Annotated in this window: 31 protein-coding genes; 1 reads left to right on the forward strand and 30 read right to left on the reverse strand. The window is 68.0% G+C overall.

Going from position 1 to position 19,562, the window contains the following annotated elements; genetic code table 11:
• Window positions 1-54 precede the first annotated feature (54 nt).
• The 4 genes from glmM to Sru02f_RS34105 all read right to left on the reverse strand — a co-directional run bounded on the left by glmM (window position 55) and on the right by Sru02f_RS34105 (window position 4,049).
• The gene (glmM, locus tag Sru02f_RS34090; protein ID WP_109034245.1) at window positions 55-1,413 is read right to left on the reverse strand and encodes a phosphoglucosamine mutase; all 1,359 of its coding nucleotides are present in this window, start codon (window positions 1,411-1,413) and stop codon (window positions 55-57) included.
• Between the two features lie 224 nt (window positions 1,414-1,637).
• Window positions 1,638-2,150, reverse strand: coding sequence for a 30S ribosomal protein S9 (gene rpsI, locus Sru02f_RS34095; protein WP_003974238.1), 513 nt, complete (start codon window positions 2,148-2,150; stop codon window positions 1,638-1,640).
• Between the two features lie 42 nt (window positions 2,151-2,192).
• Entirely contained in the window at window positions 2,193-2,636 is a 444-nt protein-coding gene (gene rplM / locus Sru02f_RS34100) for a 50S ribosomal protein L13 (RefSeq protein ID WP_003974239.1), read from the reverse strand.
• Between the two features lie 207 nt (window positions 2,637-2,843).
• Window positions 2,844-4,049 carry a glycosyltransferase family 87 protein gene (locus Sru02f_RS34105; protein ID WP_203697143.1) on the reverse strand — a complete coding sequence of 402 codons (1,206 nt, stop codon included), beginning with the start codon at window positions 4,047-4,049 and terminating at the stop codon, window positions 2,844-2,846.
• A 74-nt stretch (window positions 4,050-4,123) separates the two neighbouring features.
• On the opposite strand from Sru02f_RS34105, the gene Sru02f_RS34110 reads away from it, so the two are divergent.
• Complete coding sequence (locus Sru02f_RS34110) at window positions 4,124-5,035, forward strand: hypothetical protein (RefSeq protein WP_109034242.1); 912 nt, start codon at window positions 4,124-4,126, stop codon at window positions 5,033-5,035.
• Window positions 5,036-5,054: 19 nt separating this feature from the next.
• Here the strand turns inward: Sru02f_RS34110 and truA are convergent, their stop codons facing one another.
• The 26 genes from truA to rpsS all read right to left on the reverse strand — a co-directional run bounded on the left by truA (window position 5,055) and on the right by rpsS (window position 19,559).
• Complete coding sequence (gene truA / locus Sru02f_RS34115) at window positions 5,055-5,909, reverse strand: tRNA pseudouridine(38-40) synthase TruA (protein ID WP_109034240.1); 855 nt, start codon at window positions 5,907-5,909, stop codon at window positions 5,055-5,057.
• Window positions 5,910-6,050: 141 nt separating this feature from the next.
• On the reverse strand, window positions 6,051-6,557 hold the full coding sequence (gene rplQ, locus Sru02f_RS34120; protein WP_109034239.1) for a 50S ribosomal protein L17: 507 nt from the start codon (window positions 6,555-6,557) through the stop codon (window positions 6,051-6,053).
• A gap of 194 nt (window positions 6,558-6,751) precedes the next feature.
• The gene (locus Sru02f_RS34125; RefSeq protein ID WP_003966937.1) at window positions 6,752-7,774 is read right to left on the reverse strand and encodes a DNA-directed RNA polymerase subunit alpha; all 1,023 of its coding nucleotides are present in this window, start codon (window positions 7,772-7,774) and stop codon (window positions 6,752-6,754) included.
• Window positions 7,775-7,912: 138 nt separating this feature from the next.
• Window positions 7,913-8,317, reverse strand: coding sequence for a 30S ribosomal protein S11 (gene rpsK / locus Sru02f_RS34130; RefSeq protein WP_003948617.1), 405 nt, complete (start codon window positions 8,315-8,317; stop codon window positions 7,913-7,915).
• A gap of 67 nt (window positions 8,318-8,384) precedes the next feature.
• The gene (rpsM, locus tag Sru02f_RS34135; RefSeq protein WP_003974244.1) at window positions 8,385-8,765 is read right to left on the reverse strand and encodes a 30S ribosomal protein S13; all 381 of its coding nucleotides are present in this window, start codon (window positions 8,763-8,765) and stop codon (window positions 8,385-8,387) included.
• A gap of 188 nt (window positions 8,766-8,953) precedes the next feature.
• Window positions 8,954-9,067: a 50S ribosomal protein L36 gene (gene rpmJ, locus Sru02f_RS34140; RefSeq protein ID WP_003974245.1), complete on the reverse strand. Its 114-nt coding sequence runs from the start codon at window positions 9,065-9,067 to the stop codon at window positions 8,954-8,956.
• A 68-nt stretch (window positions 9,068-9,135) separates the two neighbouring features.
• A complete protein-coding gene (infA, locus tag Sru02f_RS34145) occupies window positions 9,136-9,357 on the reverse strand; it encodes a translation initiation factor IF-1 (RefSeq protein WP_003948620.1) in 222 nt (73 codons plus the stop codon).
• Window positions 9,358-9,498: 141 nt separating this feature from the next.
• Window positions 9,499-10,335, reverse strand: a complete 837-nt coding sequence (gene map / locus Sru02f_RS34150) for a type I methionyl aminopeptidase (protein WP_003974246.1) — start codon at window positions 10,333-10,335, stop codon at window positions 9,499-9,501.
• 158 nt (window positions 10,336-10,493) lie between these two features.
• Window positions 10,494-11,147 carry an adenylate kinase gene (locus Sru02f_RS34155; RefSeq protein ID WP_003974247.1) on the reverse strand — a complete coding sequence of 218 codons (654 nt, stop codon included), beginning with the start codon at window positions 11,145-11,147 and terminating at the stop codon, window positions 10,494-10,496.
• Entirely contained in the window at window positions 11,147-12,460 is a 1,314-nt protein-coding gene (gene secY / locus Sru02f_RS34160) for a preprotein translocase subunit SecY (protein WP_003974248.1), read from the reverse strand. The genes Sru02f_RS34155 and secY overlap by 1 nt, the downstream gene beginning before the upstream one ends.
• Before the next feature lie 256 nt (window positions 12,461-12,716).
• Complete coding sequence (gene rplO / locus Sru02f_RS34165; protein WP_055418358.1) at window positions 12,717-13,172, reverse strand: 50S ribosomal protein L15; 456 nt, start codon at window positions 13,170-13,172, stop codon at window positions 12,717-12,719.
• Window positions 13,173-13,174: 2 nt separating this feature from the next.
• On the reverse strand, window positions 13,175-13,357 hold the full coding sequence (gene rpmD / locus Sru02f_RS34170) for a 50S ribosomal protein L30 (RefSeq protein ID WP_003974250.1): 183 nt from the start codon (window positions 13,355-13,357) through the stop codon (window positions 13,175-13,177).
• Between the two features lie 2 nt (window positions 13,358-13,359).
• Window positions 13,360-13,965 carry a 30S ribosomal protein S5 gene (gene rpsE, locus Sru02f_RS34175; protein ID WP_003974251.1) on the reverse strand — a complete coding sequence of 202 codons (606 nt, stop codon included), beginning with the start codon at window positions 13,963-13,965 and terminating at the stop codon, window positions 13,360-13,362.
• A gap of 43 nt (window positions 13,966-14,008) precedes the next feature.
• Window positions 14,009-14,392: a 50S ribosomal protein L18 gene (gene rplR / locus Sru02f_RS34180; RefSeq protein ID WP_003974252.1), complete on the reverse strand. Its 384-nt coding sequence runs from the start codon at window positions 14,390-14,392 to the stop codon at window positions 14,009-14,011.
• Between the two features lie 3 nt (window positions 14,393-14,395).
• Window positions 14,396-14,935 (reverse strand): 50S ribosomal protein L6, encoded by a 540-nt coding sequence (gene rplF, locus Sru02f_RS34185; RefSeq protein WP_003974253.1) that lies wholly within the window; start codon window positions 14,933-14,935, stop codon window positions 14,396-14,398.
• Window positions 14,936-14,959: 24 nt separating this feature from the next.
• Window positions 14,960-15,358, reverse strand: coding sequence for a 30S ribosomal protein S8 (gene rpsH, locus Sru02f_RS34190; protein WP_026248232.1), 399 nt, complete (start codon window positions 15,356-15,358; stop codon window positions 14,960-14,962).
• A gap of 211 nt (window positions 15,359-15,569) precedes the next feature.
• A complete protein-coding gene (locus Sru02f_RS34195; RefSeq protein ID WP_003948630.1) occupies window positions 15,570-15,755 on the reverse strand; it encodes a type Z 30S ribosomal protein S14 in 186 nt (61 codons plus the stop codon).
• Between the two features lie 5 nt (window positions 15,756-15,760).
• Window positions 15,761-16,318 (reverse strand): 50S ribosomal protein L5, encoded by a 558-nt coding sequence (gene rplE, locus Sru02f_RS34200; RefSeq protein ID WP_003974255.1) that lies wholly within the window; start codon window positions 16,316-16,318, stop codon window positions 15,761-15,763.
• On the reverse strand, window positions 16,318-16,641 hold the full coding sequence (gene rplX / locus Sru02f_RS34205; RefSeq protein WP_003974256.1) for a 50S ribosomal protein L24: 324 nt from the start codon (window positions 16,639-16,641) through the stop codon (window positions 16,318-16,320). The genes rplE and rplX overlap by 1 nt, the downstream gene beginning before the upstream one ends.
• 2 nt (window positions 16,642-16,643) lie before the next feature.
• The gene (gene rplN / locus Sru02f_RS34210) at window positions 16,644-17,012 is read right to left on the reverse strand and encodes a 50S ribosomal protein L14 (RefSeq protein WP_003974257.1); all 369 of its coding nucleotides are present in this window, start codon (window positions 17,010-17,012) and stop codon (window positions 16,644-16,646) included.
• A gap of 107 nt (window positions 17,013-17,119) precedes the next feature.
• Entirely contained in the window at window positions 17,120-17,407 is a 288-nt protein-coding gene (rpsQ, locus tag Sru02f_RS34215; protein WP_003974258.1) for a 30S ribosomal protein S17, read from the reverse strand.
• A complete protein-coding gene (rpmC, locus tag Sru02f_RS34220; RefSeq protein ID WP_003974259.1) occupies window positions 17,407-17,631 on the reverse strand; it encodes a 50S ribosomal protein L29 in 225 nt (74 codons plus the stop codon). The genes rpsQ and rpmC overlap by 1 nt, the downstream gene beginning before the upstream one ends.
• Entirely contained in the window at window positions 17,631-18,050 is a 420-nt protein-coding gene (rplP, locus tag Sru02f_RS34225) for a 50S ribosomal protein L16 (protein WP_007443989.1), read from the reverse strand. Before rplP ends, rpmC begins: the two co-directional genes overlap by 1 nt.
• Before the next feature lie 5 nt (window positions 18,051-18,055).
• Window positions 18,056-18,886 (reverse strand): 30S ribosomal protein S3, encoded by an 831-nt coding sequence (gene rpsC, locus Sru02f_RS34230; protein ID WP_109034237.1) that lies wholly within the window; start codon window positions 18,884-18,886, stop codon window positions 18,056-18,058.
• Window positions 18,886-19,233, reverse strand: a complete 348-nt coding sequence (rplV, locus tag Sru02f_RS34235) for a 50S ribosomal protein L22 (RefSeq protein ID WP_003974262.1) — start codon at window positions 19,231-19,233, stop codon at window positions 18,886-18,888. Before rplV ends, rpsC begins: the two co-directional genes overlap by 1 nt.
• Window positions 19,234-19,277: 44 nt before the next feature.
• The gene (gene rpsS / locus Sru02f_RS34240) at window positions 19,278-19,559 is read right to left on the reverse strand and encodes a 30S ribosomal protein S19 (protein ID WP_003974263.1); all 282 of its coding nucleotides are present in this window, start codon (window positions 19,557-19,559) and stop codon (window positions 19,278-19,280) included.
• Window positions 19,560-19,562 lie beyond the last annotated feature (3 nt).

The raw sequence follows: 19,562 nt of genomic DNA on the forward strand, positions 1-19,562 counted from the left end.
CGGCGCCGCAGCCCGCAACGCACAGCACCCCCACCCCCAACCCGGCGCAGGAAACTACCCCAGCGCAGACTTCACCGAATCGGCCAACCGCCCCGCCACAGACCGAGCCTGCTCAATATCCGCCGCTTCCACCATCACCCGCACCAGCGGCTCGGTCCCCGACGGACGCAGCAACACCCGCCCGGTGCTGCCAAGCTCCCGCTCGGCCTCGGCCACGGCGGTCGCCAGCTCGGCAGAGCTCGTCACCCGCGACTTGTCCACGTCCGGCACATTGACCAGCACCTGCGGCAGCCGCTCCATCACGGACGCGAGGTCCCGCAGCGTACGCCCGGTCTGCGCGACCCGCGCCGCCAGCATCAGGCCGGTCAGCGTGCCGTCACCCGTGGTGGCGTGGTCGAGGATGATGACGTGGCCGGACTGCTCGCCGCCGAGGGCGTAGCCGTGCTCCTTCATCTCCTCCAGCACGTACCGGTCGCCGACCCCGGTCTGCACGAACCGGATGCCCTCGCGCTCCATGGCCAGCTTGAAGCCCAGGTTGGACATGACGGTCGCGACGACGGTGTCCGAGCGCAGCGCCTCGCGCTCCCGCATCGCCAGGGACAGCACGGCGAGGATCTGGTCGCCGTCGACCTCCGCACCGGTGTGGTCCACGGCCAGGCAGCGGTCCGCGTCGCCGTCGTGGGCGATGCCCAGGTCGGCACCGTGCTCGACGACGGCGGCCTTGAGCAGGTCGAGGTGGGTGGAGCCGCAGCCGTCGTTGATGTTGAGGCCGTCGGGCACCGCGCCGATGGTGACCAGTTCGGCACCGGCCCGCGCGAACGCCTCCGGCGAGACCCGGGAGGCCGCGCCGTGCGCCTCGTCGAGGACGATCTTCAGTCCGTCGAGGCGGTTCGGGAGGACGCCGACGAGGTGGGCGACGTACTGGTCGAGCCCCTCGTCGTAGTCCCGGACGCGGCCGACCCCGGCACCGGTCGGGCGGTCCCAGGGGGCGCCGGTGCGGTGGTCGGCGTAGACGGACTCGATGCGGTCCTCCAGCTCGTCGGCGAGCTTGTGGCCGCCGCGGGCGAAGAACTTGATGCCGTTGTCGGGCATGGCGTTGTGGCTGGCGGACAGCATCACGCCGAGGTCGGCGCCGAGCGCGCCGGTGAGGTGGGCCACCGCGGGCGTCGGCAGCACGCCGACCCGCAGCACGTCCACACCGGCGCTGGCGAGGCCCGCGACCACCGCGGCCTCCAGGAACTCCCCGGAGGCACGTGGGTCCCGGCCGACCACCGCGGTCGCCCGGTGCCCGGCGAAGGTGCCCGCCTCGGCCAGTACGTGCGCCGCGGCGACGGAGAGGCCCAGCGCCAGCTCGGCCGTCAGATCCGCGTTGGCGACGCCGCGCACGCCGTCCGTGCCGAAGAGTCGTCCCACTTGTCCTCCTGAGGAAACGTCAATTCCGGAAGCGGCTGCCGATGAGTCGGCCCACGCAGTCGGCTCCCGAAGACTCGGGCACGCATCGCCCGGCCAACGATCACATAAGCCTTAGAACGTCTTGTGCCGTTATACGCCCAACGGCAGGGATAAACGAATGCCCCGGCAGCACAGTGGCGTGCCGCCGGGGCGTTCGGAGTACAGCCTGTACCAGCCGGTACGACTTAGCGCTTGCTGTACTGCGGGGCCTTGCGGGCCTTCTTCAGACCGGCCTTCTTGCGCTCGACCGCACGGTCGTCACGCTTGAGGTAACCGGCCTTCTTGAGGGCGCCGCGGTTGTTGTCCACGTCGGCCTCGTTCAGCGCGCGGGCGACACCGAGACGGAGCGCACCGGCCTGACCGGAGACGCCGCCGCCGGAGATGCGGGCGATGACGTCGTAGCGGTTGTCCAGCTCGAGCACCTTGAAGGGCTCGTTGACTTCCTGCTGGTGCACCTTGTTCGGGAAGTAGTCCTCGAGCGTGCGCCCGTTGACCTTCCACTTGCCGGTGCCCGGGACGATCCGGACGCGGGCGATGGCGTTCTTGCGACGGCCCAGGCCGGCGGCCGGCTGCGGCTCGCCGAACGCGGAGGCCATGGACTCCGAGGTGTACTCGCCCTCGACGGGCACCTCGGACTCGGTGGTGTAGCTGTCGATGTCGATCTCTTCGAGCGGCTGCTCGGGAGTGGTCTCGGCCACGATGCTCCTCAGATTCTCTTCAGTCTTAAAGGGTGGCCGGAACTACTGCGCGACCTGGGTGATCTCGAACGGCTGCGGCTGCTGCGCGCCGTGCGGGTGCTGGTCACCCTTGTAGACCTTCAGCTTCGAGAGCATCTGACGGCCCAGGGAGTTCTTCGGGAGCATGCCCTTGATGGCCTTCTCGACGGCCTTCTCCGGGTTCTTGTCCAGGAGCTCGTCGTAGCGCACGGAGCGCAGACCGCCCGGGTAGCCGGAGTGGCGGTACGCCATCTTCTGGGTCCGCTTGTTGCCGGAGAGGTGCACCTTGTCGGCGTTGATGATGATGACGAAGTCACCGGTGTCGACGTGGGGCGCGTAGATCGGCTTGTGCTTGCCGCGCAGGATGGAGGCCGCAGTGGTGGCCAGACGACCCAGGACTACGTCCTGGGCGTCGATGACGTGCCACTGGCGCGTCACATCGCCGGGCTTGGGGCTGTACGTACGCACGGTTCGTAGCCTTCGCTTCTTCAGTGAGTGGTCCTGACATGGTCACCGAAGACGATCACGACAGCCCTGACCGCACCGCGGTGACGCATACCGCGTGCAGGTCGCTGGTCATCGGTCCCGGTGGACCGGTGTAAGGGCCCCTCACGTGAGAATGAGCAAGCCAATACACATACGACTGTGCAGAATACCCGGGCCCCGGCGGCCGGGTCAAAACGGGGCCGCGGGAGCGCGCTCCGGTTCCGGCGCACGCCCCGGGGGGACCCGCTCTCCGGCGCCCGTCGGACCGGTCCTGGCCTGCCGAGCGACCGTCACCGCGAGGACGCACAGCGTGAACGCGTCCCGGAAGGCACGCCGCCGCTCCCCCTCCAGCCAGGGCCAGGTCAGCCCGGGTGCCTGGGGCACCAGGGCGATCCAGAACCACACCCCGCGGGCCACCGACCCGGCGTACGGCAGCCCGGCGAGCAGCAGCGGCAGGGCGACCAGGAGGTAGTGGTCGTAGGACGGCCGGGAGACGAGGAACGCCGACAGCATCAGCCCCGCGCCGGTCTCCGCGAGCCGCAGCGGACCGGGGTCGGCACGGCGCCAGCGCCGGTACGCGCAGAGCACCCCGGCCGAGGCCGCCGCCACCGCGAGCCCCTGCGCGAGCGCCGGCGGCACCCCGAGCCGGGGCAGTACGGCCGCCGGGGAGGCCTCGTAGAGCCGTACGAAGCCGTCGTCGCCGTGCAGCAGGAAGGGCAGGGTGCGGGTGAAGAAGCCCGCCGGGTCGGGCATCGCCAGCGCCGCCGCGGCCGAGGCCAGGGCGGGCACCAGGACGGCCGCGGCCAGCGCCCGCCACCGCCCGGCGAAGAGGAAGAGCAGGACGACGGGCGCGAGCAGCGGCTTGAGCGCCACGGCCGCCCCGATGACGACCCCCGCCCCCGTCCAGCGCCCCCGGCTCGCCAGCAGCAGGGCCAGCGGCAGCGCCACCGTCGCGGTCACCGTCCAGTTGCCGAGCCGCACCAGGTGCCCGAACGGCGCGAAACCCAGCGCTAGCCCGGTCAGCCCGAGGACCGCGAGCCTGCTGCCCAGCGGTACCCGGTGCAGGCGCAGCGCGCAGGCCCAGGCCAGCGCCAGCAGGACGGTCACCGCGCAGGGCACCAGGACCCGCAGCACGGCCCCGGGCAGCAGCGCCTGCGGGACGGCGGCCAGAACGGCGCTCGGCAGGTACAGGAAGTGCGGATCGTCGTACGGGGAGCCACCGGCCAGCCAGGTGCGGGCGGCCCGCACGACGATCGCGTTGTCCATCCCGCCGTCCGAGGTCGTCCGTGCCGCGTGCGCGGCGGACGCCGCCAGCACCGTCACCAGCACCGCCCACGGATGCCGTCCCGCCGGCCGCACCAACCACCCGGAGATGTCGCTTTTGCCCGTCCGCATGCACGGAACGCTAGGCCCTGCGGGCCCCAAGTCCCGGCACCAGCACGCCCCTCGGCCCGTCTAAGATGCGGCCCATGAGCTTTGGGCAGGGGGGACCTCAGTCGCAGTGGGATCCCTGGACACCGCAATCGCAGCAGCCGCAGCAGCAACCGCAGTCGCAGCAGCCCTGGAACAGCCGGAACAGTGACGACACGCCGGACTGGGCTGCCCTCGCCGAGGCCTCCGAGGCCCGTGCCAAGCGGCGCCGGCTGTTCTTCATCGGCGGCGGCGCGCTGGCCACCGTGGCGATAGCCAGTGCCGTCGCGGTGGCCGTGGTCTCGGCCAACGGCTCCGACCAGGCGTCCGACGGCGGTTCCTCCCAGCTCCCCACGACCGCGGAGATACCCAGCGCGACGGCCACCGAGCCGTCCTTCGCCCCGACCAGCGCCCCGCCGCCGCTGGACCCGAAGGACTTCGTCTCCAGCGTCAAGAAGGACAAGGCCCCGCTCAGCCCGGACCTGCTCTTCCCCGGGACCCAGCTGACCATGGGTGAGACGGTCTACAAGAAGGGCCCGACGGCCGACACCCGCACCTGCGGCTCCGCCGCCCAGGGCACCCTGCCGAAGGTCCTCGACACCAACAAGTGCACGCGCCTGATCCGCGTCACCTACACCCAGGGCGACACCGCCGTGACGGTCGGCGTGGCCGTCTTCGACACCGAGGCGCAGGCCGCGAAGGCCAAGAAGGACGCCGACAAGAAGAGCATCGTGCGCTCCCTGTCCGGCGGCGGCGTCAAGTCCTTCTGCACCGGCGCCGTCTGCCGCTCCACCACCAACTCCTACGGCCGTTACGCCTACTTCACGGTGGCCGGCTTCACCGGCGCCAAGGACGTCACGGAGAAGTCCACCGGCGTGTTCCGGGCCGGTGACGACCTGGCCGAGTTCGCCTTCCGGCAGATCCGCCGGCGCGGTGAGGCCCAGGCGTCGGCGGCGGCGGAGGCGGGCTGACGGCCCACCGCCCGCCCCGTCAGCAGCAGCCGGTTCCCGGCAGCGACCGCTTGTTGCGCGCCTCCTTGTTCCGGGCGGCCAGCAGCTCGTCGGCCGGGTAACCGACCTCCTCAAGCGTCAGCCCGTGCGGCCGTACGACGTGCACGGCCGAGTCCCGTACCCCCGCGGCGAGCACCTTGGCCGGCCACTCGGGCCCGCGGTGCCCGTCGCCGACGAACAGCAGCGCCCCGATCAGCGAGCGCACCATGTTGTGGCAGAAGGCGTCGGCCCGCACGGTGGCGGTGACGATCCCGTCCTCACCCCGCACGAGACTCAGCTCCTGCAACGTCCGGATGGTGGTCGCCCCCTCCCGCTTCTTGCAGTAGGCGGCGAAGTCGTGCTCGCCCAGCAGCCCCCGGGCGGCCGCGTTCATGGCATCGACGTCGAGCGGCCAGTCGTGCCACAGCACGTGCCCGCGCAGCAGCGGGTCGACGCCGCCCGGGTTGTCGGTGACCCGGTAGGCGTAGCGCCGCCAGACCGCCGAGAACCGCGCGTTGAAGCCGCTCGGCGCCTCCCTGAGCGCCCAGACCCGCACGTCCCTGGGCAGCCGCCCCGCGAGCCGCTTGAGCAGCTTCACGTGGTGCTCGGCCCACACCTCGCGCGGCAGATCGACATGGGCGACCTGCCCCCGCGCGTGCACCCCGGCGTCGGTCCGCCCCGCCACCGTCAGCTCGTACGTCTCCCGCGACCGGGTGACCGTCCGCAACGCGTCCTCGATCTCCCCCTGCACGGTCCGCCGCCCCCCGGCCTGCTTGGCCCACCCGGAGAACTCGCTCCCGTCGTAGGAGAGATCCAGCCGCACCCGCACGAACCCGGCCTCAACTTCGTCACTCACCCAGAGATCCTCTCAGCCAAACGAAAGCGGGCCCGCCCCTGAAAAGGAACGGACCCGCAAACGCCCCGAAGGGGCGCGGGGAACTGCGCGACCAGCCACGACGAAAGCCGCAGCCGCAATCACACAGCCCCCGGCAGACGCTTACGCGTCCTTCGACTCCTCGGCCGCAGCCTCGTCGTCGGCCTTGGTCGTGTCGACCTTGGTCTCCTCGGCAGCCGGAGCGGCCTCGGCGTCCTTGGCCGCACGCTTCGTCGCCGCCTCGGCCTCACCCGTGGCCTGCTGCGCCACGGTCAGCGCCTCGACCAGCTCGATGACGGCCATGGGCGCGTTGTCGCCACGGCGGTTACCGATCTTGGTGATCCGGGTGTAGCCACCGGGACGGTTCTCGTAGCGCGGGCCGATCTCGGTGAAGAGCGTGTGGACGATGCTCTTGTCCGTGATCACCTGGAGCACCTGACGGCGGTTGTGAAGGTCGCCCTTCTTCGCCTTGGTGACCAGACGCTCGGCGTACGGACGCAGCTTGCGCGCCTTCGCCTCGGTGGTCGTGATCTTGCCGTGCTCGAAGAGCGACTTCGCGAGGTTCGCGAGGAGCAGCTTCTCGTGCGCGGCGCTGCCGCCCAGACGGGCACCCTTGGTGGGCTTCGGCATGATGTCTCTCCTAGGTGTCTGCCCCGGCCGTATCAGGTACCGAAGTCAGTATCCGAGCAGGCGGTCGCCTGTCGGAGATCCGGGGCGCCTTCGCAAGCGCCCCGGAGGGTCCGCGCCCCAAAGGGGCGCGGGGCTGTACTCATGTGCGGCTCCGCCGCGTGGGCGCGACCAGCCACGACGGACCGGCAGCCGAATCAGTACTGCTCGGTCTCCACGAAACCGGCGTCCGCGTCGTCGTCGGCGCCGAAGGCGTCCGCGGCGGCGGTCGGGTCGAATCCGGGCGGGCTGTCCTTGAGCGCCAGGCCCATGCCGGCCAGCTTCGCCTTGACCTCGTCGATCGACTTCGCACCGAAGTTGCGGATGTCGAGCAGGTCGGCCTCGGAGCGAGCAACCAGCTCGCCCACGGAGTGGATGCCCTCGCGCTTGAGGCAGTTGTACGACCGAACGGTGAGCTCCAGCTCCTCGATCGGCAGCGCCAGGTCGGCGGCGAGCGCGGCGTCCGTCGGGGACGGACCCATGTCGATGCCCTCGGCGTCGATGTTCAGCTCGCGGGCGAGACCGAACAGCTCGACCAGGGTCTTACCGGCCGACGCCATGGCGTCGCGCGGACGCATGGCCTGCTTGGTCTCGACGTCGACGATCAGCTTGTCGAAGTCGGTGCGCTGCTCGACACGCGTGGCCTCGACCTTGTACGTGACCTTGAGAACCGGCGAGTAGATCGAGTCGACCGGGATGCGCCCGATCTCCTGACCGACCTGCTTGTTCTGCACGGCGGAGACGTAGCCGCGACCGCGCTCGACGGTCAGCTCCATCTCCAGCTTGCCCTTGCCGTTGAGCGTGGCGAGGACGAGGTCGGGGTTGTGCACCTCGACACCGGCCGGGGGCGCGATGTCGGCGGCGGTGACCAGACCCGGGCCCTGCTTGCGCAGGTACATCACGACCGGCTCGTCGTGCTCCGAGGAGACGACCAGCTGCTTGATGTTGAGGATCAGGTCGGTGACGTCCTCCTTGACGCCCGGCACGGTGGTGAACTCGTGCAGGACACCGTCGATGCGGATGCTGGTGACAGCAGCGCCGGGGATCGACGAGAGGAGGGTGCGGCGGAGGGAGTTGCCGAGGGTGTAGCCGAAGCCCGGCTCCAGCGGCTCGATGACGAACCGGGAGCGGAACTCGTCGACGACCTCTTCGGTCAACGAGGGACGCTGAGCGATCAGCATGTGGTGATCCTTCAGTCAGGGGCGCCCGCTATTTGACGCCCGACTAGTACTGCAAGGGTACGGGCGATACGACCCGAAAGAGCCGTACCGCCCGGAAACCCTGGTGAAGCGTTGAAGCGATGCCGCGGTGAAGCGGGATCAGACGCGACGACGCTTCGGCGGACGGCAGCCGTTGTGCGGGGTGGGCGTGACGTCCTGGATGGAGCCGACCTCGAGGCCGGTCGCCTGCAGGGAGCGGATGGCGGTCTCACGACCGGAACCCGGGCCCTTGACGAAGACGTCGACCTTGCGCATGCCGTGCTCCTGCGCGCGACGGGCAGCCGACTCGGCGGCCATCTGCGCGGCGAACGGCGTGGACTTCCGGGAGCCCTTGAAGCCGACGTGGCCGGCGGAGGCCCAGGAGATCACGTTGCCGGTCGGGTCCGTGATGGACACGATCGTGTTGTTGAACGTGCTCTTGATGTGCGCGTGGCCGTGAGCGACGTTCTTCTTTTCCTTGCGGCGCACCTTCTTGGCAGCGCCCTGACGTCCCTTGGGGGGCATGTCGTTCTCCTACGGGAGGTGGTCGGTCCTACAGCGAAGACCGCTGGACGGCGAAGTCCGCTGCGGACTACTTCTTGCCCGGCTTCTTCTTGCCGGCGATGGCGCGACGCGGGCCCTTGCGGGTGCGGGCGTTGGTGCTGGTGCGCTGACCGCGGACGGGCAGACCGCGACGGTGGCGCAGACCCTGGTAGGTGCCGATCTCGACCTTGCGGCGGATGTCGGCCTGCACCTCGCGACGGAGGTCACCCTCGGTCTTGATGTTGTTGTCGACGTACTCGCGGATCGCGACGAGCTGCTCCTCGGAGAGGTCCCGAACACGGGTGTTCGGGTCCACGCCGGTGGCGGCGAGCGTCTGCTGCGAGAGGGTCCGGCCGATGCCGAACACGTAGGTGAGGGCGATCTCGACGCGCTTTTCGCGCGGGATGTCAACACCGGAAACGCGTGCCATTCAATGGCTCCAGTTGATTGTCGGAGGTCTTCCACAGAACCGGTCCCCGGCCGCCGTATGAGGTACGTATCGGGTCCCCGGCCTCCGAACCGGGGGTGTCGGACGCCTGGGCGCCCGGGTCCTGCGTATGAACATGTTCAGCTCGCGTCGCGCGAAGTCATGCGAATCGCGGAGGGAACGGTCAGGCTTCAGCCCTGGCGCTGCTTGTGGCGCGGGTTGTCGCAGATGACCATGACCCGACCGTGACGGCGGATCACCCTGCACTTGTCGCAGATCTTCTTGACGCTCGGCTTGACCTTCATGGGTGTGAGGTTCTCCGGGTCAGTTGCCGGCGGACCCGCGCGCGGAGCACGCGGGACGTGGGCAAGATCTACTTGTACCGGTAGACGATCCGGCCACGCGTCAGGTCGTACGGAGACAGCTCCACCACGACCCGGTCGTCAGGGAGGATGCGGATGTAGTGCATACGCATCTTGCCGCTGATGTGTGCCAGGACCTGGTGGCCGTTCTGGAGCTCGACCTTGAACATGGCGTTCGGAAGAGACTCGACGACAGTGCCCTCGATCTCGATGGCACCTTGCTTCTTGGCCACGCTTCGCCCTTCGAATCGACTACCTTGATCGACTCATCGTGCAATCCTCCAGACATGGGGGTGCACGGGAGCCGACGAGTCAGTCTACGTCAGCGAACCCGGAAAGGCGAAACGAGGAAGTCTGCCCCGGATGCGAGATCGTTATGCAAGGGGGTCCGGCGCCGCCGTGATCCCCAGCTCCGCCAGCTTCGCCCTGCCGCCGTCGGGGGACGTCAGGACCAGCGGGCCCTGTTCCGTCAGGGCCACCGAGTGCTCCCAGTGGGAGGACCAGGTGCCGTCGGTCGTGATGACCGTCCACTCGTCCGACAGCACCTCGGTGCGGGGGGTGCCGAGGGAGACCATCGGCTCGATGGCGAGGCAGAAGCCGGGGACGAGCTTCGGGCCCTTGCCGCGGCGGCGGTCGACGTAGTTCAGCAGGTGCGGGTCCATGTGCATCTCGGTGCCGATGCCGTGGCCGCCGTAGTCCTCGATGATCCCGTACTTGCCGCCGCCGGGCTTGGGCTGGCGGCGGATGTAGGTCTCGATGGCGCGGGAGACGTCCACCAGGCGGTTGCCCTGCTTCATGGCCGCGATGCCCGCCCACATCGACTCCTCGGTCACCCGGGACAGCTCGACCAGCTCCGGGGAGTGACCGGAGCCGACGAAGGCCGTGTAGGCGGCGTCGCCGTGCCAGCCGTCGATGATCGCGCCGCAGTCGATGGAGATGACGTCGCCGTCCTTGAGCACCACGTCGTCGGACGGGATGCCGTGGACGACGACCTCGTTCACCGAGGTGCAGATGGTGGCGGGGAAGCCGCCGTACCCGAGGAAGTTCGGCTTGGCGTCGTGCTCCGCGAGGACCTTGCGGGCGACCTGGTCCAGGTCCTTGGTCGTCGCGCCGGGCACGGCGGCCTCGCGGGTGGCCGCGTGGATGGCGGCGACGACCAGCCCCGCCTCGCGCATCTTGGCGATCTGCTCGGGGTTCTTGATCTGCACCATGGGGGCTGCGGCCTTTCTGGACTGGACCGGAGGAGGGAGGGACGGGGAGGGAATGAGGAACGGGGACGCGGTTCCACGATACGGCCCGCGGCCGTCCCACCCCACAGCACAGCCGCGGCCCCCTGAGCGAGGGACCGCGGCTGCAGCCGGGCGGAGTACTACTGGTCGCGCTTGAGCGCCTCCAGCGCACGGCGGGTGACCTCGTCCACGGGGCCCGTCGCGGCGATGGTGGCGACCAGGCCCTGCGACTTGTAGTAGTCGATGATCGGCTCGGTCTGCGTGTGGTAGACCTCGAGCCGCTTGCGGACCGTCTCCTCGGAGTCGTCGTCCCGCTGGTACAGCTCGCCGCCGCAGACGTCGCAGACGCCTTCCTTCTTCGGCGGGGTGTACGTCACGTGGAAGACGTGGGCCGAGTCGTTGCGGCAGACGCGCCGGCCGGCGATCCGCTTGACGACCTCGTCCTCCGGGGCCTCCAGGTCCAGCACCGCGTCGAGCTTCATGTCCTCGGTCTCGAGCAGCTCGTCCAGCGCCTCGGCCTGGGAGACGTTCCGCGGGAAGCCGTCCAGCAGGAAGCCGCCCTCGGCGTCGGGCTGCTCCATGCGGTCCTTCGCCATGGCGATGGTGACCTCGTCCGGCACGAGATTGCCGGCGTCCATGTAGGACTTCGCGAGCTTGCCCAGTTCGGTCTGCTGGCTGATGTTCGCGCGGAACAGGTCGCCCGTGGAGATGTGCGGAATGTGCAGCGTCTCGGCAAGGCGGGTGGCCTGCGTTCCCTTTCCGGCACCCGGAGGCCCGACGAGGACGATTCGCATCAGCGGAGGAACCCTTCGTAATTGCGCTGCTGGAGCTGGCTCTCGATCTGCTTCACCGTCTCGAGACCGACACCCACGATGATCAGGATGCTGGTGCCACCGAACGGGAAGTTCTGGTTTGCCCCGAAACCAGCCAACGCCATTGTCGGGACGAGAGCGATCAGACCCAAGTACAGCGAACCCGGCCAGGTGATCCGGTTGAGTACGTAGCTCAGATACTCAGCGGTCGGTCGGCCAGCCCGGATGCCCGGGATGAAGCCACCATACTTCTTCATGTTGTCCGCGACTTCCTCGGGGTTGAACGAGATGGCCACGTAGAAGAAGGCGAAGAAGACGATCAGGAAGAAGTACAGGATGATGTGCGGCGTCGCCGCGGTGTCCGCGAGATTCTTCGTGATCCAGGTGGCCCAGCCCGCCGTCGAGTTCGAGAACTGGACGATCAGTGCCGGGATGTAGAGCAGCGACGAGGCGAAGATGACGGGGATGACACCCGCCTGGTTCACCTTGAGCGGGATGTACGTCGAGGTGCCGCCGTAGGAGCGGCGGCCGATCATGCGCTTCGCGTACTGCACGGGGATGCGGCGCTGGGCCTGCTCCACGAAGACCACCAGGCCGACCATGACCAGGCCGACGAGGATGACCGTGCCGAACTCGATCCAGCCGTCGGCCAGCTCGCCCTGCTTCTTGATGGCCCACAGAGCGGACGGGAAGGTCGCGGCGATCGAGATGAACATCAGGATCGACATGCCGTTGCCGATGCCGCGGTCGGTGATCAGCTCGCCGAGCCACATGACGACACAGGTACCGGCGGTCATGCAGATGACCATGACGACGGTGGTGAAGATCGCCTGGTCGGGCACGATCTGGCCGGCGACGGTGCAGCCGGAGAAGAGGGCGCCGCTGCGGGCGGTGGCCACCAGGCCGGTGCCCTGCAGGATGGCGAGCGCGACGGTCAGGTAACGGGTGTACTGCGTGATCTTCGCCGTACCGGCCTGGCCCTCCTTCTTGAGGGCTTCCAGGCGCGGGATCACGACGGTCAGCAGCTGCAGAATGATGCTCGCCGTGATGTACGGCATGATGCCGAGCGCGAAGACCGTGATCTGCAGCAGGGCGCCACCGCTGAACATGTTGACCAGGCCGAAGAGGCCCTGGTTGCCGGACGCCTGGTCCACGCACTCCTGGACGTTCTTGTAGTCGACGCCTGGAATGGGAATGTGGGTACCGAGTCGGTACACCACGATGATGCCGAGCGTGAAGAGCAGCTTCTTGCGCAGGTCGGGCGTCTTGAACGCCCGGGCGAACGCGGTGAGCACGGTGCCTCCTGCGACCCCCGCGCTACTGCGTCAAGGGTGACGGTCTTGAGGTTCGACTGACGACTGATAAGTGGACGGCTAAGGGAGTAACGCTGAACCGCCGTCAAGAGTGCCTCATGTGACGCACCCGTGAAAGAGGGCAGCGCAGGCCACCTTACCGGCGGGAGCACTCCCCTTGGAACGACCAACCGGGGATACCCCTTTTGTGGGGCATCCCCGGTCGGGATCGCTCATGTCATCGACACGTCCGAGTGGTTCAGACGAGCTCGGTGACGGTACCGCCGGCGGCGGTGATCTTCTCCTTGGCGGAGCCGGAGACGGCGTCGACCGTCACCTGCAGCGCCACGGAGATCTCGCCCTGGCCGAGGACCTTGACGAGGCTGTTCTTGCGAACGGCACCCTTGGCCACCAGGCCCTCGACGGTGACCTCGCCACCCTCGGGGTACAGCGCGGCCAGCTTCTCGAGGTTCACGACCTGGAACTCGGTCTTGAACGGGTTCTTGAAGCCCTTCAGCTTCGGAAGACGCATGTGGAGGGGCATCTGGCCACCCTCGAAGCGCTCCGGAACCTGGTAACGGGCCTTCGTGCCCTTCGTACCACGACCGGCCGTCTTACCCTTCGACGCCTCACCACGACCGACACGGGTCTTGGCGGTCTTGGCGCCGGGGGCGGGACGGAGGTTGTGGATCTTGAGCGGGTTGTTCTCCGCCATGATCAGTCGACCTCCTCGACCGTCACGAGGTGGCGGACGGTGTGCACCATGCCGCGGAACTCGGGGCGGTCCTCCTTGACGACCTGCGTGTTGATCCCCTTGAGACCAAGGGAGCGCAGGGTGTCACGGTGGTTCTGCTTGCTGCCGATGTAGGACTTGACCTGCGTAATCTTGAGCTGCGCCATGATTACGCACCCGCCCCGGCACGCGCACGGAGAAGGGCCGCGGGGGCGACGTCCTCGAGCGGCAGACCACGGCGGGCCGCGATCTCCTCGGGACGCTGCAGGCCCTTGAGGGCCTCCACGGTCGCGTGCACGATGTTGATCTGGTTGTCGGAGCCGAGCGACTTCGACAGCACGTCGTGGATACCGGCGCACTCGAGCACGGCGCGCACCGGGCCACCGGCGATAACGCCGGTACCGGGGGACGCGGGCTTGAGCAGCACGACGCCGGCAGCCTTCTCACCCTGGATGGGGTGCGGGATGGTGCCCTGGATGCGGGGGACCTTGAAGAAGTGCTTCTTGGCCTCCTCAACACCCTTGGCGATGGCGGCCGGCACCTCCTTGGCCTTGCCGTATCCGACACCCACGGTGCCGTCACCGTCGCCCACCACGACCAGCGCGGTGAAGCTGAAGCGACGACCACCCTTCACAACCTTGGCGACGCGGTTGATCGCGACGACGCGCTCAACGTAAGCGGTCTTCTCGGCGGCACCTGCGCCACCGTCACGGCCCTTCCGGTCCCGCCGCTCGCCGCCACCGGCACCGCTGCCGCGGCGCTGGGGTCCAGCCATTGGAATTACCTCTCTCTGTTTCCGCTAGCGTTACGGAACCGGCTCAGAACTTCAGTCCGGCTTCGCGGGCGGCGTCCGCCAGGGCGGCGATGCGCCCGGCGTACTGGTTGCCACCACGGTCGAACACGACGGCCTCGACACCGGCAGCCTTGGCGCGCTCGGCGACCAGGGCGCCGACCTGCTTGGCCTGCGCGGACTTGTCGGCCTCGCCACCGCGGATCGAGGTGTCCAGGGTGGACGCCGACGCCAGGGTGTGACCCTTGATGTCGTCGATCACCTGGGCCACGATGTGGCGGTTCGAACGGGTAACGACCAGACGGGGACGCTCCGCCGTACCCGAGAGATTCTTGCGAATCCGGATGTGGCGGCGCTTGATCGCGGCGCGCTTGTAGGCGTCGCCCTTGAGGATCTTCTGTCCGTATGCCATGGCTTACTTACCCGCCTTTCCGACCTTGCGGCGGATGACTTCGCCCTCGTACTTGACGCCCTTGGCCTTGTACGGGTCGGGCTTGCGCAGCTTGCGGATGTTGGCCGCAACCTCGCCGACCTTCTGCTTGTCGATGCCCTCGACCGAGAAGTGGGTCGGGTTCTCCACCTTGAAGGTGATTCCCTCGGGGGCCTCGACGAGGATCGGGTGGCTGTAGCCGAGGGAGAACTCCAGGTTCGAACCCTTGGCGAGCACGCGGTAACCGACACCGCTGATCTCGAGCTTCTTCACGTAACCCTGGGTCACGCCGGTGATCATGTTCGCCACCAGCGTGCGGGACAGGCCGTGCAGGGCCTTGCTCTGACGCTCGTCGTTGGGGCGGGTGACGTTCAGCACGCCGTCCTCACCCTTGGCGATGTCGATCGGCGCCACGACGGTGTGGGTCAGCGAGCCCTTGGGGCCCTTGACCGAAACCGTACGGCCGTCGATGGTGACGTCCACGCCGGCGGGAACCGCGATGGGGAGCTTGCCGATGCGCGACATAGCTGTTTCCTCCGTTCCCTTCCGTTACCAGACGTAGGCGAGGACTTCTCCGCCTACGCCCTTCTTGCCGGCCTGCTTGTCGGTGAGGAGCCCGTGGGACGTGGAGATGATCGCCACGCCGAGGCCACCCAGCACCTTGGGCAGGTTGGTGGACTTCGCGTACACCCGGAGACCGGGCTTGGAGATCCGCTTGATGCCCGCGATGGAGCGCTCACGGTTCGGGCCGAACTTCAGCTCGAGGACGAGGTTCTTGCCGACCTCGGCGTCCTCGGTCTTCCAGCCGGTGATGAAGCCCTCCTGCTGGAGGATCTCCGCGATGTGAGACTTGATCTTGGACGCCGGCATCGTCACGGAGTCGTGGTACGCCGAGTTCGCGTTCCGCAGACGCGTAAGCATGTCTGCGATCGGATCAGTCATGGTCATGAATTGGCCTTCGGCCTCTCTCGCCGGGGTTTCCTGGTGCGCCATCCCTCTCCCCGATCCGAGACGGGACGGGTGCGGCGCGGTGGACCTACGGCGTAGTAAGTCGTACGGGCGCGACAGACGCCCAACCCCACAAGCCTAAGGCATGCGGAGCCGGGCCCCTGCCGACCCAGTTGCTTACCGAGAGTCTGAATAACCCGGAATTACCGGATTACCAGGAGCTCTTGGTCACGCCCGGCAGCTCGCCACGGTGAGCCATCTCACGAAGGCACACGCGGCACAGGCCGAACTTGCGGTAGACGGAGTGCGGACGGCCGCAGCGCTGGCAGCGCGTGTAGCCGCGGACACCGAACTTGGGCTTGCGAGCAGCCTTGGCAATCAGAGCCTTCTTCGCCATCTCGCTCACGCCTCCTTGAAGGGGAAGCCGAGGTGACGGAGGAGCGCGCGGCCCTCAGCGTCGTTGGTCGCCGTGGTCACCACGGTGATGTCCATACCCCGGGTGCGGTCGATCTTGTCCTGGTCGATCTCGTGGAACATGACCTGCTCCGTGAGACCGAAGGTGTAGTTGCCACGGCCGTCGAACTGCTTGGGGGACAGACCGCGGAAGTCGCGGATGCGCGGCAGCGCGAGCGACAGGGTGCGGTCCAGGAACTCCCACATGCGGTCGCCACGGAGCGTGACGTGGGCACCGATCGGCTGACCCTCACGCAGCTTGAACTGCGCGATGGACTTGCGGGCCTTGGTGACGGCCGGCTTCTGACCGGTGATGGTGGTCAGGTCGCGGATCGCGCCCTCGATCAGCTTCGAGTCACGGGCGGCGTCGCCGACACCCATGTTGACCACGATCTTCACGAGGCCGGGGATCTGCATGACGTTCTCGTAGGAGAACTCCTCACGCAGCTTGCCCGCGATCTCCTCGCGGTACTTCGTCTTGAGACGCGGAGTGGTGGTGGTAGCCATCAGATGTCCTCACCCGTCCGCTTGGCAACGCGAACCTTGTTGCCCTCGTCGTCGAAGCGGTAACCGACGCGCGTGACGACCTTGTTGCCGTCCTTCTCCACGACCAGCTGGACGTTGGAGACGTGGATCGGGGCCTCGGTGGTCACGATGCCGCCGGCCTGCGAACCGCGAGCGGTCGGACCGGCCTTGGTGTGCTTCTTGACCCGGTTGACACCCTCGACCAGGACGCGGTCCTCACGGGGGAAGGCCGCGATGACCTTGCCCTGCTTGCCCTTGTCCTTACCGGTGATGACCTGGACCAGGTCGCCCTTCTTGATCTTCATGCTCACAGCACCTCCGGCGCGAGGGAGATGATCTTCATGAACTTCTTCTCGCGCAGCTCACGGCCCACCGGGCCGAAGATACGGGTGCCGCGAGGGTCGCCGTCGTTCTTCAGAATGACGGCGGCGTTCTCGTCGAAGCGGATGTACGAGCCGTCGGGACGGCGGCGCTCCTTGACGGTGCGAACGATGACCGCCTTGACGACGTCACCCTTCTTCACGTTGCCACCGGGGATCGCGTCCTTGACGGTGGCGACGATGACGTCACCGATACCCGCGTAGCGGCGGCCCGAGCCACCGAGCACACGGATGGTCAGGATTTCCTTCGCACCCGTGTTGTCGGCGACACGCAGCCGCGACTCCTGCTGGATCACGTCTATCTCCTGAATGTCTGCCGGTTCCCCGGGAGTCGGTCACCTTGGTGAACGACTCCCGGAGCCTGGCGGAACTGTCCTGCGAGGAATGCCTCGCAGGAGATTTCTTACTTGGCCTTCTCGAGGACCTCGACGACGCGCCAGCGCTTCGTCGCGGACAGCGGCCGGGTCTCCATGAGGAGGACACGGTCGCCGACGCCCGCGGCGTTCTGCTCGTCGTGAGCCTTGAGCTTCTCGGTACGGCGGATGACCTTGCCGTACAGGGCGTGGGTCACGCGGTCCTCGACGGCGACGACGACGGTCTTGTCCATCTTGTCGCTGACGACCAGACCCTGGCGGGTCTTGCGGAAGCCGCGCGCGGCCTTCGTCTCTTCAGTCACGTTGCTCTCGCTCATCAGGCGCTCTCCACCGTCTCGATGCCCAGCTCGCGCTCACGCATCAGGGTGTAGATCCGGGCGATGTCCTTACGGACGGCCTTGAGCCGACCGTGGTTCTCGAGCTGGCCCGTCGCCGCCTGGAAGCGGAGGTTGAACAGCTCTTCCTTGGCCTCGCGGAGCTTCGCCAGAAGCTCCTCGTTGCCCAGCTCGCGCAGCTCGGACGCCTTGGTACCGGCCGACATCACGCTTCACCTGCCTCGCGCTTGACGATCCGGCACTTCATCGGCAGCTTGTGGGCCGCACGGGTCAGCGCCTCACGGGCGATCTTCTCGTTGGGGTAGGACAGCTCGAACATGACCCGGCCCGGGTGCACGTTCGCGATCCACCACTCCGGAGAACCCTTACCGGAACCCATGCGGGTCTCGGCCGGCTTCTTCGTGAGCGGGCGGTCCGGGTAGATGTTGATCCAGACCTTGCCGCCACGCTTGATGTGGCGGGTCATCGCGATACGGGCGGCCTCGATCTGGCGGTTGGTCACGTACGCCGGCGTGAGGGCCTGGATGCCGTACTCGCCGAACGCAACCGTGGTACCGCCCTTGGCCATGCCGCGGCGCTTCGGGTGGTGCTGCTTGCGGTGCTTGACCCTACGGGGGATCAGCATGACGGTCAGGCCTCCGTTCCGGTGCTCTCAGCCGGAGCGGCAGCGGCGGGCGCGTCGGCCTTGGGGGCCTCGGCGGCCGGAGCCGACTGCTGCTGCGGCTTGCGCCCGCGACGCTCGCCACCGCGGCCACCACGGGCCGGGCGGTCGTTGCCACCACGGGCCGGGCGGTTGCCCGCACGGGCGGCGGCGTTCTCGGCGCGGACCTCGGCGATGTTCTTGACGTCGCCCTTGTAGATCCAGACCTTCACACCGATGCGGCCGAAGGTCGTCTTGGCCTCGAAGAAGCCGTAGTCCACGTTCGCGCGGAGCGTGTGCAGGGGCACACGGCCCTCGCGGTAGAACTCCGAGCGGGACATCTCGGCGCCACCGAGGCGGCCACCGCACTGGATCTTGATGCCCTTGGCGCCGGCCTTCATCGTGCCCTGCATGCTCTTGCGCATGGCGCGACGGAAGGAGACGCGGGAGGAGAGCTGCTCGGCGACGGCCTGGGCAACCAGCTGAGCGTCGGTCTCGGGGCTCTTGACCTCGAGGATGTTCAGCTGGACCTGCTTGCCGGTGAGCTTCTCGAGCTGACCGCGGATCTTGTCGGCCTCCGCACCGCGGCGGCCGATGACGATGCCCGGACGAGCCGTGTGGATGTCCACGCGGACGCGGTCACGGGTGCGCTCGATCTCGACCTTGGAGATGCCGGCGCGCTCCATGCCGGACGTCAGCATCCGACGGATGGCGACGTCTTCCTTGACGTAGTCCTTGTACAGCTTGTCGGCGTACCAACGCGACTTGAAGTCGGTCGTGACACCGAGCCGGAACCCGTGCGGGTTTACCTTCTGGCCCATTACCGGGTTCCTTCCTTGCTGCTGACGACCACGGTGATGTGGCTGGTCCGCTTGCGGATCCGGTAGGCGCGGCCCTGGGCACGCGGACGGAACCGCTTCAGGGTCGGGCCCTCGTCGACGTACGCCTCGGAAATGAAGAGGCTGTCGGCGTCGGTGTGGTCGTAGTTGTGCGCGGCGTTGGCGATGGCGCTGTCCAGCACCTTGCCGACCGGCACGCTCGCGGCCTGCGGGGCGAAACGCAGGACCGCCTGAGCCTCCGTGGCATCCATGCCACGGATGAGGTCCACCACGCGGCGGGCCTTCATGGGCGTGACGCGGATGTACCGCGCCTGGGCCCTGGCTTCCATGGTTGTCCCTTCAGTGTTTGTCATGATCTTTCACACCCCGCTGACTAGCGGCGCTTCGACTTCCGGTCGTCCTTGACGTGACCCCGGAAGGTGCGCGTCGGCGAGAACTCGCCGAGCTTGTGGCCGACCATGGACTCGGTGACAAACACCGGGATGTGGGTCTTGCCGTTGTGCACCGCGATCGTGTGGCCGAGCATCGCCGGGACGATCATCGAGCGACGGGACCAGGTCTTGATGACGTTCTTGGTACCGGCTTCGTTCTGCGTGTCCACCTTCTTGATCAGGTGGTCGTCGACGAAGGGTCCCTTCTTCAAGCTACGAGGCATCTC

The sequence above is a fragment of the Streptomyces rubrogriseus genome (genome assembly GCF_027947575.1).
Lineage (GTDB): Bacteria > Actinomycetota > Actinomycetes > Streptomycetales > Streptomycetaceae > Streptomyces > Streptomyces rubrogriseus.